Genomic DNA, 15,314 nt, shown 5'->3' with positions numbered 1-15,314 from the left:
CGGAGTTCATCCCCCTGTCACGATCCTCGGCGAGGCTACGGGGGCCCGCGTCTGATCCTCCCGGGAGGCCCCCTTGTCCCAGCTCAGCCGCCGTTCGTTCCTCGTCACCGGCATCGCGGCCGGTGCCGCGGCCGGCGTCCCCGCCGCGCACGCCGCGTCCGGACCGGCGGGCGGCTCCCGCCCCTCCCGGGAACTGACCTCCGATCCCTTCACGCTCGGAGTGGCCTCGGGCGACCCCGACGCCGACGGCTTCGTGATCTGGACCCGGCTGGCGCCGCAGCCGCTGGCCGAGGACGGCATGGGGGGCGTGCCCGCGCGGCCGTTCCGGGTCCACTGGCAGGTCTACGCCGACGAGGCGGGCCGCAAGGTCCTGCGGCACGGCGTGGCCACGGCGGCGCCCGAGTGGGGGCACAGCGTGCACGTCGAGGTCGACGGGCTCTTCTCCGACCGGGACTACTGGTACCGCTTCCGGGTCGGCCCGCACGTCTCGCCCATGGGCCGGGCCAGGACCGCCCCGCACCCGCTGGCCTACGGTTCCGGCCTGACGATGGCCTTCGCCTCGTGCGCGCAGTACGAGCACGGCCACTTCACCGCCTACCGGCGCCTGGCCGAGGAGCACCCGGATCTGGTGATCCACCTGGGCGACTACCAGTACGAGTACCAGCGCGACACCTACACGATCCCCGGCGGCAACGTCCGTCACCACGAGGGCCCGGAGACCGAGACCCTCGCGAACTACCGCCACCGGCACGCCCTCTACAAGACCGACCCCGACCTGCAGGCCGCCCACGCCGCCGCGCCCTGGCTGGTGGTCTGGGACGACCACGAGCTGGACAACAACTGGGCCGACGAGGTGCCGGAGAAGCCCGAGATCCCGCAGCCGAACTTCCCGGCCCGCCGCGAGGCCGCCTTCCGGGCCTACTACGAGAACATGCCGCTGCGCCGCGCGTCCGTGCCCAGGGGGATCGACATGCAGCTCTACCGGCGGATCCGGTGGGGGCGGCTGGCCGCCTTCCACATGCTCGACACCCGGCAGTACCGCAGCGACCAGGGGTGCGGCGACGGCTACGTCGCCTCCCGCCAGCGCATCACGCAGGGGTGGGTGGAGGCGGGGGTGCGCAACCCGGTGGTGCTCACCGGCGACGTGCACGCCCACTGGGCCAGTGACCTCAAGCTCGACTACGACGACCCGACGACCCGCACGGTCGGCTCGGAGCTGGTCACCTCCTCGATCAGCACCGGCGGCGACGGCCGGGACTCCGACCCGGCGACCCACCCGTTCCTGACCGTCAACCCGCACCTGAAGTTCTACAACAACCAGCGCGGCTATGTGATCACGAAGGTCGAGCGCGAGCTGCTCACCGCCGACTTCAAGGTGCTGCCCCAGGTCACCCGGGCGGGTGCGGCGGCGCACACCAGGGCGACGTTCGTGATCGAGGACCGGGTGCCGGGCGTGCAGCAGACATACCTGCGCCCGCTCGACCCCCAGGCCAGGATGCTGCCGCCGGAGGACCAGATCCAGGAGACGGTGGACCTGGAGACCGGGCGTCCCTGACGGGAGGAGACCGGCCGTCCCCGGCGGACGGGCGGGCGTGGGCGCGGGGCGGTGGCCGTACGGCTGCCGCCCTGTTGCGATTCGGGGGATTGCGGGGGGATGAAGACGAATGTCCGGCACGTTGAACAGCAGGGACTACCCTCTAAGGCGAATATGACGAGCCGGACGAAAGGATGACCGTGCCCACGATCGGTGTGTTCGCCCTCCAGGGGGACGTGCGCGAGCATGTGCGCTCGCTGGAGGAGGCGGGCGCGAAGGCGGTGCCCGTACGGCGGCCCGCCGAGCTCGATGCCGTCGACGGACTGGTCATCCCCGGCGGGGAGTCCACCACGATGTGGAAGCTCGCCGAGACCTTCGACCTGCTCGAACCGCTGCGGATGCGGGTCAAGAACGGCATGCCCGCCTACGGATCCTGCGCGGGCATGATCATGCTCGCCGACCGGATCCAGGGCGGCATCGAAGGACAGCAGACCATCGGCGGCATCGACATGACGGTCCGCCGCAACGCCTTCGGGCGTCAGGTCGACTCCTTCGAGGCCGACATCGACTTCGCCGGCCGCGGCGCGCTGCGCGCGGTGTTCATCCGCGCCCCCTGGGTCGAATCCGTCGGGCCGGAGGTCGAGGTGCTGGCGCTGGCCGAAGCTGGGGATAGGATCGTCGCGGTCCGCCAGGGACCGCTGCTCGCCACGTCGTTCCACCCGGAACTCACTCCGGACGCGGGCGTGCATTCATACTTCGTTGAGATGGTTAGGGAGCTTTAGCCGATGTCGGGCCACTCCAAATGGGCGACGACCAAGCACAAGAAGGCCGCGCTCGACTCCAAGCGCGGCAAGCTGTTCGCCAAGCTCATCAAGAACATCGAGGTCGCGGCCCGGACCGGAGGTCCCGACCCGGACGGCAACCCGACGCTGTACGACGCCATCACCAAGGCGCGCAAGAGCTCGGTCCCGATCGACAACATCGAGCGCGCCCGCAAGCGCGGCGGCGGCCTGGAGGCCGGCGGCGCCGACTGGCAGACCATCATGTACGAGGGCTACGCGCCCGGCGGCGTCGCGGTGCTGATCGAGTGCCTCACCGACAACCGCAACCGGGCGGCCTCCGAGGTCCGCGTCGCGCTGACCCGCAACGGCGGCTCCCTGGCCGACCCCGGCTCGGTCTCCTACATGTTCAACCGCAAGGGCGTCGTGATCGTGCCCAAGGGCGAGCTGAGCGAGGACGACGTGCTGACGGCCGTCCTCGACGCCGGTGCCGAGGAGGTCAACGACCTCGGCGAGGCCTACGAGGTCGTCTCCGAGGCCGGTGACCTCGTCCCGGTCCGCAAGGCCCTGCAGGACGCCGGGATCGACTACGACTCGGCCGAGTCCGGCTTCATGCCGACCATGAACATCCAGCTCGACGAGGACGGCGCCCGCAAGGTGTTCCGGCTCATCGACGCGCTGGAGGACAGCGACGACGTCCAGAACGTCTGGTCGAACGCCGACGTCTCCGACGAGGTCCTGGAGAAGCTCGACGCCTGATCCGGGGTCACACCCGCCGCCCGGCCCGGGAAGGGGAGGCCCCCTGCGGGATCCGGGCGGCAGGCGTGCGCGGGGCCCGGTGCGGGCACGCCCCGCCGCGCCGGGCGGGGTGCCGGGCGCCCCGTGCGTACGGCATGCGGACCGGGCCGTGAAACGCCCTCGGTGTCCGGGTATGCCGGAGGAGTCCGAGGGTATGTGCGCGGGATCATGGGCAACTCGGATCTGATCTTCGCGGTGGCGGGCGTGGGCGCCCTGCTGGCGGCCATCCTGCCGCGGGTGCTCAAGCGGCGGCCCTTCTCGCTGCCGCTGGCCTGCCTGCTGGGCGGAATCCTCCTCTACATCCTGCCGATCGGCCTGCCCCGGCTGGACCCGGTCACCCAGCGGGCGGCGGTCGAGCACATCACCGAGATCTGCGTGATCATCTCGCTGATGGGCGCGGGGCTGGCGATCAACCGGCCCTTCGGCCGGCGCAGGTGGTCCTCGACCTGGCGCCTGCTGGGCGTGACCATGCTCCTGACCGTCGGCGCCGTCACCGTCGCGGCCCACGGCCTGCTGGGCTGGCCGGTGGCCGCGGCCCTGCTGCTGGGGGCCGTGCTCGCCCCGACCGACCCGGTGCTCGCCTCCGACGTCCAGGTCGGCGAGCCGGTCGACTCCGAGAAGGCCGACGACGAGGTGCGCTTCGCCCTCACCTCGGAGGCCGGGCTCAACGACGGCCTGGCCTTCCCGCTCGTCTACGCCGCCATCGCGATGGCCCTGGCCGGGGGCTCGGCGTGGGCCGGGGAGTGGGCGCTGGTCGACCTGCTCTACCGGTGCGGCATGGGCGTGCTCGTCGGCCTGCTGGCCGGCAAGGCGCTGGGCCGGATGTTCTTCCGCGCCCAGCGCCCCGACCTGCGGCTGGCCGAGCACCGCGAGGGCTTCGTCGCGCTGGCCGCGACCTTCCTGGCCTACGGCCTCACCGAGCTGGTGCAGGGGTACGGGTTCATCGCGGTGTTCGTCACCGCGTGCACCATCAGGGCCGCCGAGCGCACCCACGGCTACAACGGCGTGCTGCACGGCTTCATCGAGCAGATCGAGCGGTTGCTCACCGCCTGGCTGATCCTGCTGCTGGGCGGGTTCGTGGCCGGCGGCGGCCTGGCCTGGCTCACCTGGCAGGGGGCGGTGACCGGGCTGCTGCTGCTCCTGGTGGTCCGGCCGCTGACCGGCTGGCTGGGCCAGCTCGGCGGCCGGGCGGGCCCCCGCGAGCGGGGCGTGATCGCCTTCTTCGGGATCCGGGGGATCGGCTCGCTGTACTACCTGGCCTACGCCCTGGGCCACGCGGACTTCGGCGTGCCCGCCCGCGAGCTGTGGGCGGTGGTGGGCTTCACGGTGCTGGTCTCGGTGGTCCTGCACGGCGTCACCGCGACGCCGGTGATGGCGAGGCTGGACCGGATGCGCGCCCGCGCGGCCGAGAAGACCAGCGGCGAGCCCGCCACCCAGCATCTGTGAGGCCGGGCCGGAACTGCCGCCGTGCTCCATGCGCGTGCCGTCCGCAGGCGGTAGAGTCGGGCACCGAACAGGTGTTCGGCGGGTGGGAGGCAGGTCAGTGCGGGTGCCCGAGCTGCGGGTGATGGGGGTCGACCCGGGGCTGACCCGGTGCGGGCTCGGGGCGGTCGAGGGACGGCCCGGCGCGCCGCTGAGCCTGGTCAAGGTGGGGGTCGTGCGCACCTCCCCCGACGACGGGATCGGGGCCAGGCTGGTGGCCGTCGAGGCCGGGATCGAGCAGTGGCTCGACGAGGTCAGGCCCGACGCCGTGGCCGTGGAGCGCGTCTTCGCCCAGCACAACCTCCGGACCGTCATGGGCACCGCGCAGGCCTCGGCCGTGGCCATCCTGTGCGCCTCGCGGCGGGGGCTCCCCGTCGCGCTGCACACCCCCTCGGAGGTCAAGGCCGCGATCACCGGCAGCGGCACGGCGGACAAGCAGCAGGTCGGCACCATGGTGACCAAGCTGCTCCGGCTGGACGCCATGCCCAAGCCCGCCGACGCCGCCGACGCCCTCGCCCTGGCCATCTGCCACGTGTGGCGGGGCGGTGTGCAGAACCGCCTGGCCGAGGCGGCGGCCCGCGCGGCCGCGGGGCCGGGCACGACCGCGGCGGCCTACTTCCGCGACCGCGCCGGATATTCGAGAGGAAGAAAGCAGTGATCGCCTCCGTACGGGGACAGGTGACCGCGATCGCGCCCGACGGGGCGGTCGTCGAGGTCGGGGGGATCGGCGTGCTGGTGCACTGCACACCGGCCACGCTCGCGACGCTGCGCGTGGGGGAGGAGGCCCGGCTGGCCACCTCCCTGGTGGTCCGCGAGGACTCCCTCACCCTGTACGGCTTCGCCGACGACGACGAGCGCCGGGTCTTCGAGCTGGTGCAGGGCGCCAGCGGGGTCGGGCCCAAGGTGGCGCTGGCGATGCTCGCCGTGCACACGCCGAACACGCTCCGGGTCGCCGTGGCGAGCGCCGACGTCAAGGCGCTGACCCGGGTCCCCGGCGTGGGCCCCAAGGGCGCGCAGCGGATCATCGTGGACCTCAAGGACAAGCTGGGCGCCCCCGAGGAGGCGGTCAACGCCGCGCTCAACGGCCGCGCGGTCGTCTCCCCCTGGCGCGAGCAGGTCCACTCCGGCCTGGTCGGCCTGGGCTACTCCTCCAAGGACGCCGACGAGGCCGTCGCCGCGGTGAGCCCGCAGGCCGACGCCGAGCTGGCCGAGGGGCGCACCCCGCAGGTGGCGGTGCTGCTGAAGGCGGCGCTGCGGACGCTGAGCCTGCGATGAGCAGGACGCGCCGGGCGGACCGGCCGGACCGGAGGACTCCCGCGGGCCGGGGGTTGCGGGAAGCAGGCGACGGGCGCCGCGGGAAGCGCGCTCCCGTCCGGGTGAAGGCGGGCTGAGGTGGGTTCGGAACGCGATCTGGTGTCGGCCGAGGCCGAGGGCGACGAGCGGCTGATCGAGGCGGCGCTGCGGCCCAAGCGGCTGGAGGAGTTCATCGGTCAGGCGCGGGTGCGCGAGCAGCTCTCACTGGTGCTGCACAGCGCGCTGCGCCGCAACCGCCCGCCGGACCACGTCCTGATGAGCGGTTCCCCGGGGCTCGGCAAGACGACCCTCTCCATGATCATCGCGACGGAGCTGGGAGTGCCGCTCCGCATCACCTCCGGCCCCGCCCTGGAACGGGCCGGCGACCTCGCGGCGATCCTGTCGACCCTCTCGGAGGGCGAGGTCCTGTTCATCGACGAGATCCACCGGATGGCCCGTCCGGCGGAGGAGATGCTCTACCTGGCGATGGAGGACTTCCGCGTCGACATCGTGGTGGGCAAGGGGCCGGGCGCGACCGCGATCCCGCTGGAGATCGCCCCGTTCACCCTGGTCGGCGCCACCACCCGGGCCGGGCTGCTGCCCGCGCCGCTGCGCGACCGGTTCGGCTTCGTCGCCCACATGGACTTCTACGAGGCCGGGGAACTGGAGCAGGTGCTGCACCGCTCCTCGCGGCTGCTCGGGCTGGAGCTGCCCGGCGACGCGGCCCGCGAGATCGCCGGGCGCTCCCGGGGCACGCCCCGCATCGCCAACCGGCTGCTGCGCCGGGTGCGCGACTTCGCCGAGGTCCGGGCCGAGGGGGTCATCACCAAGGAGGTGGCCGCGGCCGCTCTGAACCTCTACGAGGTCGACGCCCAGGGTCTGGACCGGCTCGACCGGGCGGTGCTGGGCGTGCTGCTGCGCAGGTTCGGCGGCGGCCCGGTGGGCCTGTCCACGCTCGCCGTCGCCGTGGGGGAGGAGCCGGAGACGGTGGAGGTGGTCGCCGAACCGTTCCTCGTCCGCCAGGGTTTACTGGCCCGGACCCCGCGGGGCAGGGTCGCCACGGCCGCCGCGTGGATCCACATGGGGCTGACCCCGCCGCCCGACGCCTTCGGCGCCTCGGTGGCGGCCGATCTGGCCGGTCAGGACGAGGACCCTTGACCTCGCCTTTTTCCGCCGCGATCGTATGGAGTCCATCACGGATCGGTGACAACCATCTCAAAACGGGAACTTCCCCGCGCGCCAGATCGTGACTTCGTTGCCGCGCTCCGAACAGCTCGCCTAAACTCCGTGGCTTGGCTGGCTGTGTAGGCTGACGTGCTGAGCGGCGTGGCCGTATTCGACGTCCGGCGCCAGGCCGGTTTCTTAAGTGAAGGAGCGGCCCCATGGGCGGCAACTACTCAAGCCTTATCATGATCGCTCTAATGGTCGTGGTGTTCTACTTCCTGCTCATCCGCCCGCAGCGCAAGCGGCAGCAGGAGCAGGTGCAGATGCAGAACTCCCTCGTTCCGGGGACGCGCATCATGACCACGACGGGTCTCTTCGCGACCGTGGTGGCGATCGACGCCGACGACGTGGTCCTGGAGATCGCCCCCGGTGTCGAGACCCGCTGGGTCAAGGCCGCGATCGGACGGGTGCTGACCCCGGTCGACGACGCCGAGGACACCACCCCCGAGGCCGTCGAGGACGTGACGGAGACCGCCGAGCAGCAGGGCGAGGACCAGGACTCCGCCACCAAGAAGTCCTGACCACCTCGCCGACAATCCTCTATAGCCGAAAGAACTGACGACCAGTGGCCCGACCGACCAGCGGCCAGAGCAGACCGGGGCGCATGCTCCTGCTGCTCGTGGCGCTCATTCTCGCCATGGGCGGGGTGATGCTCCTGAGCAAGGCGTACACCCCGGAGTATGGCCTCGACCTCGCCGGCGGCACGACCGTGACGCTGCAGCCCATCACGCCGAACGGGAGCGCTCCTTCCGAGGAGAGCATCAACCTGGCCGTGAACATCATCCGGGAGCGGGTGAACGGCACGGGCATCTCCGACGCCGAGGTCGCCAAAGCCGGTGACAACATCATCATCTCCGTCCCGGGAGCGGGACAGGAGGAAGTCGTCAAGCTGGTCGGCACGACCGCGGAGCTGCGTTTCCGCCAGGTGCTGGCGATCGCGGCGGGCGCGCCCACGCCTCCGGGCGAGATGCCCACCCAGGCGCCGACGCCCTCCGCCTCGCCCACGGCCACCGGTAAGGCCCGCCAGAGCACGCCGAAGCCCTCCGCGACCGTTCAGCCGAGCCCGAGCGGCACGCCGGCCGGCCGTGGCCTGTCCTCGGCGCTGACCGACCCGAGCCCCGCCTCCTCGGCCAAGCCCAGCGGCAGCGCCGCGCCGTCCGCCGAGCCGAGCGGCAGCGCCGCTCCGTCGGCGCAGCCGAGCGTCCTGCCGACCGAGGACCCGATGGCGGGCGTCGACCCCACCGGCATCGACCCCGCCGTGCTCAAGGAGTTCCAGGCCCTCGACTGCTCCAAGAAGGACCGCGGCCAGGGCGCCCAGGACGACCCGAACAAGCAGTTCGTCGGCTGCAGCGACGACGGCAGCGCCAAGTACGTCCTCGACAAGGCGGCCGTGACCGGCACCGCGATCGACAGCGCCTCCGTGGGCCAGGAGCAGAGCACCGGCGAGTGGCTCGTCCAGCTCTCCTTCAAGGGCGACGGCCCGCAGCAGTGGTCGAAGGTCACCACGACGGCCTTCAACTCCCAGGCCCCGCGCAACCAGGTCGCCATGGTCCTGGACGGCGTGATCATCTCCGCCCCGGTCATCCAGGAGCCCATCACCGGCGGCCGGGCGCAGATCTCCGGCAGCTTCACCCAGGTCACCGCCACCGAGCTGGCCAACCAGCTCAAGTACGGCGCGCTGCCGCTGAAGTTCGAGAAGAGCTCGATCGAGGAGGTCTCCTCGACCCTGGGCGCCGACCAGCTCCGCGGCGGTCTCATCGCCGGCGCGATCGGCCTGGCCCTGGTGGTCGTCTACTCGATGCTCTACTACCGCGGCCTGGGCGTCGTCTCGGTGCTGAGCCTCGGGGTCGCCACGATCCTGACCTACCAGTCGGTGGTGCTGCTCGGTCACTTCGCGGGCTTCCGCCTGTCGCTGCCGCACATCATCGGCCTGATCGTCTCGATCGGTATCACCGCGGACTCGTTCATCGTCTACTTCGAGCGAATCCGCGACGAGATGAAGGAGGGCCGCCGCTCGCTGCGCGCGGCCGTCGAGGTCGCCTGGGTCCGCGCCCGCCGTACGATCCTGATCGCCGACGCGGTCATGTTCATCGCCGCCGTAGTGTTGTACTTCCTGGCGGTCGGCGGTGTGGCCGGGTTCGCGTTCGCGATGGGCCTGACCACCCTGATCGACATCGTCGTGGTGTTCGTGTTCACCAAGCCGTTCATCGCACTGCTGGCCCGCCTGAAGTTCTTCGCCAAGGGGCACCCGCTCTCCGGCCTGGACGCCGAGCGCATGAGCGTCCAGCCGGTCGGCGGCCCCAAGACCGTTTCCCAGGAGGCATGATGGCCGGCCTCGTTAGCCGCCTGTACCGGGGCGAGGTCAACGTCGACTTCGTCGGGCGCAAGAAGCTCTGGTACGGCCTGTCCGCCCTCCTGCTCCTGGTGTCCATCGCGGGCCTGATCATCAACGGGCTCAACCTCGGCGTGGAGTTCAAGGGCGGCTCCGTCTTCTCCTTCAAGGCCCCCTCGGCCTCGATCGAGCAGGTCCGCACCACCGTCCTGGGTGCCGGCGCGCACCAGGCGATCGTGCAGGAGACCAACAACGGCTGGCGGGTCACCACCGACAGCCTGCCCGCCGACCGGGTGACCACGGTGCAGAAGGCCACCGCCCAGAAGTTCGGCATCCAGCAGAACGACGTCACCGTCCAGGTGATCGGCGCCTCCTGGGGTGGTCAGGTCGCCGACAAGGCCATCGTCGGCCTGATCGTCTTCATGCTGGCGATCATCCTGTACCTGACGATGGCCTTCGAGTGGAAGATGGCGCTGGCCGCCATCGTCGCGCTGATCCACGACCTGGTGATCACCGCGGGCGTCTACGCCTGGTCCGGGTTCGAGGTCACCCCGGCGACCCTGCTGGGCTTCCTGACGATCCTCGGATACTCGCTGTACGACGCGGTCGTGGTGTTCGACATGATCAAGGAGGTCACCGCCAAGCTCGGCACGACCTCCAAGGTCACCTACACCCAGGCCGCCAACGACGCGCTGAACCACACGCTGATCCGGTCGCTGAACACCACCCTGGTGGCGATCCTGCCGGTGGCGGCGATCCTGTTCATCGGCACCACGCTGTTCGGCGCGGGCACGCTGAAGGACCTGTCGCTGGCACTGTTCGTCGGCATGATCGTCGGCACCTACTCCTCGCTGTGCGTGGCGACCCCGCTGCTGGTGACGCTGAAGGAGCGCGAGCCGCGCTACCAGGCGATCGCCCGCAGGCTCGCCGCCACCGGCGGCGGGACGGGCGCCAAGGGCGGACGCCAGCCGGTGACGGCCGGCGCCTCCACCGGCACCACGGCCGACGAGAAGCGCAAGAAGAAGTAGATCCGGTGAAGACGATGCCTCCGCTCTCCGCACAGGGGAGCGGAGGCGTTTTCTCGGACGGTTTCCCCGGGGCACGTCCCGCGGAGCGGGACGGCTCCGCGGGACGCGCCCCGATCGGCGTTCTCCAGCAGGGATGTGACCATGAGTGACCTGAGCCGGCTGATCCGGGACCGGATCCGCGACGTGCCCGACTATCCGAAGCCGGGGATCCTGTTCAAGGACATCACCCCGCTGCTGGCCGACCCCGGGGCGTTCGCCGCCGTGACGGACGAGCTGGCGGGACTGCACTCCGTCGACAAGATCGTCGGCATCGAGGCCCGCGGGTTCATCCTGGCCGCGCCGGCGGCCTACAAGGCCGGCGCCGGGTTCGTCCCGATGCGGAAGAAGGGCAAACTGCCCGCGGAGACGCTCGAGGCGTCATACGATCTAGAGTACGGCTCCGCCACCATCGAGGTTCACCGGGACGCCTTCACCCCCGGCGAGCGCGTCCTCATCGTCGATGACGTGCTGGCCACCGGAGGCACGGCGCGCGCGGCGGTGGAGCTGGTCCGCAGGGCGGGCGCCGAGGTCGTCGCCGTCGCCGTGCTCATGGAACTGTCCTTCCTCAAGGGTCGCGACCGGCTCGACGGCGTCGAGCTGCACCCCCTGGTGATCGTCTGATTACCCCCTGGCGGGCAACGATCCGGGCCGGTCTGGATACACTGAGGGATCTGGACTCGAACGTGAGGAGTCTGAGTGCCCCGTGATGTGGTCGTGCCCGACGTGACCGCCGGCGGTGGCGGTCCCGACATGACCGTCCCGGCAGGCGATGCCGGTTCCGCCATGTCCGGAGCCACCGAAGAGAAACCGGCGGTGCGGCGAAGGATCGCCCGCTTTGGGGGGCAATGGGGTGGCGCCATGAACCCGGTGCTTGAGCCGCTGTTCCGCACGGTCCGCGCGACCCATCCGAAGGCGGACCTGCGGCTGATCGAGCGCGCCTACGACGTGGCGGCCTACCACCACCGTGACCAGAAGCGCAAGAGCGGCGACCCCTACATCACCCACCCGCTGGCCGTGGCGACGATCCTGGCCGAGCTCGGCACCGACGACGAGACGCTGTGCGCCGCGCTGCTGCACGACACCGTCGAGGACACCGCCTACAGCCTGGACGAGCTGCGCGCGGACTTCGGCGACAACATCGCCCTGCTGGTCGACGGCGTCACCAAGCTCGACAAGGTCAAGTTCGGCGACGCCGCCCAGGCCGAGACCGTGCGCAAGATGGTCGTGGCGATGTCCCGCGACATCCGGGTGCTGGTCATCAAGCTGGCCGACCGGCTGCACAACATGCGCACCATGCGCTACCTGCCCGAGCACAAGCGGCAGCAGAAGTCCCGCGAGACGCTGGAGATCTTCGCCCCGCTGGCCCACCGGCTGGGCATGAACACGATCAAGTGGGAGCTGGAGGACCTCGCGTTCGCCATGCTCTACCCCAAGCGCTACGACGAGATCGCCCGGATGGTCTCCAAGCGGGCCCCGCGCAGGGACCTGTTCCTGCAGGAGGTCATCGAGAAGGTCTCGGCCGACCTGCACGAGGCCAAGATCCGCGCCGAGGTCAAGGGCCGTCCCAAGCACTACTACTCGGTCTACCAGAAGATGATCGCCAGGGACGTCGCCTTCGACGACATCTACGACCTGGTCGGCATCCGCGTCCTGGTCGACACGGTCCGCGACTGCTACGCCGCCCTCGGAACGATCCACGCGCGATGGAACCCGGTGCCCGGCCGGTTCAAGGACTACATCGCGATGCCCAAGTTCAACATGTACCAGTCGCTGCACACCACGGTGATCGGTCCCGAGGGCAAGCCCGTGGAGCTGCAGATCCGCACGCACGGCATGCACCACCGGGCCGAGTACGGCGTGGCCGCGCACTGGAAGTACAAGGAGGACATGACCACCTCCGGTCCGGGCGGGGCGAAGCTGAAGCCGGCCAGCGACATGGCCTGGCTGCGCCAGCTGCTCGACTGGCAGAAGGAGACCGCCGATCCGGGCGAGTTCCTGGAGTCGCTCCGGTTCGACCTGTCGGTCTCGGAGGTCTACGTCTTCACCCCGCGCGGGCAGGTGATCGCCCTGCCCGAGGGCGCGACCCCGGTCGACTTCGCCTACGCCGTGCACACCGAGGTCGGCCACCGCTGCATCGGCGCCCGGGTCAACGGGCGGCTGGTGCCGCTGGAGTCCCGGCTGGGCAACGGCGACACCGTCGAGATCTTCACCTCCAAGTCGCCGGACGCCGGCCCGTCCCGCGACTGGCTGAAGTTCGTCAAGTCCGGCCGGGCCCGCAACAAGATCCGCCAGTGGTTCTCCAAGGAGCGCCGCGAGACCGCGATCGAGGCGGGCAAGGAGGCCATCGGCCGGGCCATGCGCAAGCAGGGGCTCCCACTGCAGCGCCTGATGTCCGGAGAGTCCCTCCTGGCGCTCGCCAGGGACCTGCGCTACCCGGATGTCTCCTCGCTCTACGCGGCCGTCGGAGAGGGCCACACGGCCGCGCAGACGGTCGTGCAGAAGCTGGTGCAGTCCCTGGGCGGCGTGGAGAGCGCCGAGGAGGACATCGCCGAGGCCGCGGTCCCGACCAAGCTGCGCGGCCGTCCCCGCGGCGGGGGCGGCGCGGGCGTGGTCGTCGCCGGCGACTCCGACGTCTGGGTACGGCTCTCGCGCTGCTGCACCCCGGTGCCCGGCGACGACATCGTCGGCTTCGTCACCCGCGGGCACGGCGTGTCGGTGCACCGCACCAACTGCCCCAACGTGGAGCAGCTGAAGTCCGAGCCCGACCGCCTGGTGGAGGTGGCCTGGTCACCCGGTGACGACTCGGTCTTCCTGGTCGCCATCCAGGTCGAGGCGCTCGACCGCCCCCGCCTGCTGTCGGACGTCACCCGGACCCTGTCCGACCAGCACGTGAACATCCTGTCGGCGTCGGTGACGACGTCCCGCGACCGGGTCGCGATCAGCAAGTTCACCTTCGAGATGGGCGACCCCAAGCACCTGGGCCACGTGCTGAAGGCCGTGCGCAACATCCAGGGCGTCTACGACGTCTACCGCGTGAGCGGCGCCGGAGGCTGACGCCCCGCCGTCGCACCACGGCATCGAACGGACGGGCCGGGCGGGACGCGCCCAGGGGCTGACAGCGGCTACGGCGGTGCACGCCGGGTGGTCGGACCCGCCCGTGAGGTGCGTTTGCCCAGGTGGCGGGCCCGGCCCGTGAGTGAGGTGTGTCCGGCCAGGAGCCGGGCCTGCCCGCGAGGCGCGTCCGTGGCGGGCCGGGTGCCGCCCACCCGAGCTGCGCCGTACGACAGCCGGACGGATGCCTCCGACAGCCAGTCCATGATCGTCGGCGATCGGCGACCGGGATGCTCGGCGATCAACAGCGGGTCATGGCTGAGGACGCCCCTCAGGGCCGGGCGTTCACGGAGTCTCGATGTGGCCGGCGTCGTGGTCGGAAGGGCCGTCAGGAGAGCGCGGGAGCCGCCGGGGCAGGAGAACCCCCGGCGGCCTCGGGCCGGGGAATCCCCGGCGGCGTCAGGTCAGGAGAACTCGGCGAGCGTGCGCTCGGCCTCCTCCAGCCAGGAACGGCGGGCGGCCAGGGCCTCCTCGGCGTCCTTGGCGTCCTTGTCCTTGCCGGCGGCGCGGGCCTTGCCCAGGCGGGTCTCCAGCTGCTCGATGGACTTGCGCAGCTGGTCGACGGTGTTCTGGGCGCGGGCGCGGGCCTCGGGGTTGGAGCGCTTCCACTCCGCCTCCTCGGCCTTGCGGATCGCGTCGTCGACCTTGCGCAGCCCGCCCTCCAGGCGGTCGCGCTGCTCGCGGGGGACCGGGCCGGCCTCCTCCCAGCGCTCCAGGAGGCCGCGCATGGTGCTCCGGGCGGCGCGGGCGTCGGTGACGGGGAGGATCTTCTCGGCCTCGACCAGGAGCTGTTCCTTGATCTCGGCGTTGGCCGCGAGCGAGGCGTCCCGCTCGGCGAAGACCGCGGAGCGGGCCTGGAAGAACTGGTCCTGGGCGCCCTTGAAGCGGGCCCACAGCTCGTCCTCGACCTCACGGGAGGCCCGGCCGGCGGCCTTCCACTGACGCATCAGCTCCCGGTAGGCCGAGGCGGTGGGGCCCCAGTCGGTGGAGGAGGCCAGCTCCTCCGCCTCCGTCACGATCCGCTCCTTGACCGAGCGCACGCTCTCGCGCTGCTCGTCGAGCCCCGCGAAGTAGGCCTTGCGCCGCTTGGCGAAGGCCGTACGGGCGGCCGACAGGCGCTTCCACAGCGCCGCCTCGGTGACCCGGTCGATCCGCTCGGCGGCCTTCCACTCCTCCACGAGCTGACGCAGGCGCTCGCCGCCGGTCTTCCAGTGGGTCGTGGACTCGGCCACGCTCTCGGCCTCGGTGACGATCCGCTCCTTGACGCTCTTGGCCTCGGCGCGGGCCACGTCGCGGGCGGCCTTGACCTCCTCGCGGCGCTGGGCGACCAGCTCCGTGAGGCTGTTCAGCCGGCCCAGCAGCGCGTCGAGGTCGCCGACCGCGTGGGCGTCGGTGATCGCTTCGCGGAGCTTGACGATGGTGGCCTCGGCCTGAGAAGGGGGCAGGTCGGTGCCTCGGACGCGCTGCTCCAGGAGCGTGACCTGCCCGGCCAGCTCGTCGAATTTGCGGCGGAAGTAGGCGAGCGCCTCCTCCGGCTCGCCGGCCTGCCAGGACCCGACGGCCCGCTCTCCCTCAGCCGTACGCACGTAGACGGTGCCGTCGTCGTCTACCCGGCCCCACGGGTCGGTGCTCACCGTGTCCTCCCGCACTTTCATCAGCCTTTCCGGGACCGTGCGGTCCCGGGTCCGTATGCC

13 protein-coding genes are annotated in these 15,314 nt (G+C 71.3%); 12 read left to right on the top strand and 1 reads right to left on the bottom strand.

Annotated features, from left to right (window positions below):
• The first annotated feature begins 73 nt into the window (after positions 1–73).
• The 12 genes from Pta02_RS32385 to Pta02_RS32330 all read left to right on the top strand — a co-directional run bounded on the left by Pta02_RS32385 (position 74) and on the right by Pta02_RS32330 (position 13,563).
• The gene (locus Pta02_RS32385; protein WP_203878792.1) at positions 74–1,555 is read left to right on the top strand and encodes an alkaline phosphatase D family protein; all 1,482 of its coding nucleotides are present in this window, start codon (positions 74–76) and stop codon (positions 1,553–1,555) included.
• A 173-nt stretch (positions 1,556–1,728) separates the two neighbouring features.
• Positions 1,729–2,316 (top strand): pyridoxal 5'-phosphate synthase glutaminase subunit PdxT, encoded by a 588-nt coding sequence (gene pdxT / locus Pta02_RS32380; RefSeq protein WP_275423635.1) that lies wholly within the window; start codon positions 1,729–1,731, stop codon positions 2,314–2,316.
• Between the two features lie 3 nt (positions 2,317–2,319).
• Positions 2,320–3,072, top strand: a complete 753-nt coding sequence (locus Pta02_RS32375) for a YebC/PmpR family DNA-binding transcriptional regulator (RefSeq protein ID WP_203878790.1) — start codon at positions 2,320–2,322, stop codon at positions 3,070–3,072.
• Positions 3,073–3,279: 207 nt separating this feature from the next.
• Entirely contained in the window at positions 3,280–4,557 is a 1,278-nt protein-coding gene (locus tag Pta02_RS32370; RefSeq protein ID WP_203878789.1) for a cation:proton antiporter, read from the top strand.
• 112 nt (positions 4,558–4,669) lie between these two features.
• Positions 4,670–5,251 carry a crossover junction endodeoxyribonuclease RuvC gene (ruvC, locus tag Pta02_RS32365; RefSeq protein ID WP_203878814.1) on the top strand — a complete coding sequence of 194 codons (582 nt, stop codon included), beginning with the start codon at positions 4,670–4,672 and terminating at the stop codon, positions 5,249–5,251.
• Complete coding sequence (gene ruvA / locus Pta02_RS32360) at positions 5,248–5,868, top strand: Holliday junction branch migration protein RuvA (protein WP_203878788.1); 621 nt, start codon at positions 5,248–5,250, stop codon at positions 5,866–5,868. The genes ruvC and ruvA overlap by 4 nt, the downstream gene beginning before the upstream one ends.
• Positions 5,869–5,985: 117 nt before the next feature.
• Complete coding sequence (gene ruvB, locus Pta02_RS32355) at positions 5,986–7,044, top strand: Holliday junction branch migration DNA helicase RuvB (protein ID WP_203878787.1); 1,059 nt, start codon at positions 5,986–5,988, stop codon at positions 7,042–7,044.
• Positions 7,045–7,268: 224 nt separating this feature from the next.
• Complete coding sequence (gene yajC / locus Pta02_RS32350; RefSeq protein ID WP_203878786.1) at positions 7,269–7,631, top strand: preprotein translocase subunit YajC; 363 nt, start codon at positions 7,269–7,271, stop codon at positions 7,629–7,631.
• 83 nt (positions 7,632–7,714) lie between these two features.
• Positions 7,715–9,436 carry a protein translocase subunit SecD gene (gene secD / locus Pta02_RS32345; RefSeq protein WP_203878785.1) on the top strand — a complete coding sequence of 574 codons (1,722 nt, stop codon included), beginning with the start codon at positions 7,715–7,717 and terminating at the stop codon, positions 9,434–9,436.
• On the top strand, positions 9,436–10,470 hold the full coding sequence (secF, locus tag Pta02_RS32340; protein ID WP_203878784.1) for a protein translocase subunit SecF: 1,035 nt from the start codon (positions 9,436–9,438) through the stop codon (positions 10,468–10,470). Before secD ends, secF begins: the two co-directional genes overlap by 1 nt.
• A gap of 141 nt (positions 10,471–10,611) precedes the next feature.
• Positions 10,612–11,130 (top strand): adenine phosphoribosyltransferase, encoded by a 519-nt coding sequence (locus Pta02_RS32335; RefSeq protein WP_203878783.1) that lies wholly within the window; start codon positions 10,612–10,614, stop codon positions 11,128–11,130.
• A 162-nt stretch (positions 11,131–11,292) separates the two neighbouring features.
• Positions 11,293–13,563 (top strand): RelA/SpoT family protein, encoded by a 2,271-nt coding sequence (locus Pta02_RS32330; protein WP_239131406.1) that lies wholly within the window; start codon positions 11,293–11,295, stop codon positions 13,561–13,563.
• A gap of 461 nt (positions 13,564–14,024) precedes the next feature.
• On the opposite strand, the gene Pta02_RS32325 is transcribed toward Pta02_RS32330, so the two are convergent.
• Positions 14,025–15,254: a DUF349 domain-containing protein gene (locus Pta02_RS32325; RefSeq protein ID WP_239131397.1), complete on the bottom strand. Its 1,230-nt coding sequence runs from the start codon at positions 15,252–15,254 to the stop codon at positions 14,025–14,027.
• Positions 15,255–15,314: the final 60 nt, after the last annotated feature.

Source organism: Paraplanobispora takensis (assembly GCF_016863195.1).
Classification (GTDB): Bacteria; Actinomycetota; Actinomycetes; order Streptosporangiales; family Streptosporangiaceae; genus Planobispora; species Planobispora takensis.
This window is presented reverse-complemented; position numbering and strand designations above follow the sequence as displayed.

Bases quoted from the DNA above. Each gene is read 5' to 3' on its own strand.
- Pta02_RS32330 (WP_239131406.1), top strand. From the start codon at position 11,293: ATGTCCGGAGCCACCGAAGAGAAACCGGCGGTGCGGCGAAGGATCGCC.
- Pta02_RS32375 (WP_203878790.1), top strand. From the start codon at position 2,320: ATGTCGGGCCACTCCAAATGGGCGACGACCAAGCACAAGAAGGCCGCG.
- secF (WP_203878784.1), top strand. From the start codon at position 9,436: ATGGCCGGCCTCGTTAGCCGCCTGTACCGGGGCGAGGTCAACGTCGAC.
- pdxT (WP_275423635.1), top strand. From the start codon at position 1,729: ATGACCGTGCCCACGATCGGTGTGTTCGCCCTCCAGGGGGACGTGCGC.
- Pta02_RS32335 (WP_203878783.1), top strand. From the start codon at position 10,612: ATGAGTGACCTGAGCCGGCTGATCCGGGACCGGATCCGCGACGTGCCC.
- Pta02_RS32370 (WP_203878789.1), top strand. From the start codon at position 3,280: ATGGGCAACTCGGATCTGATCTTCGCGGTGGCGGGCGTGGGCGCCCTG.
- secD (WP_203878785.1), top strand. From the start codon at position 7,715: ATGCTCCTGCTGCTCGTGGCGCTCATTCTCGCCATGGGCGGGGTGATG.
- yajC (WP_203878786.1), top strand. From the start codon at position 7,269: ATGGGCGGCAACTACTCAAGCCTTATCATGATCGCTCTAATGGTCGTG.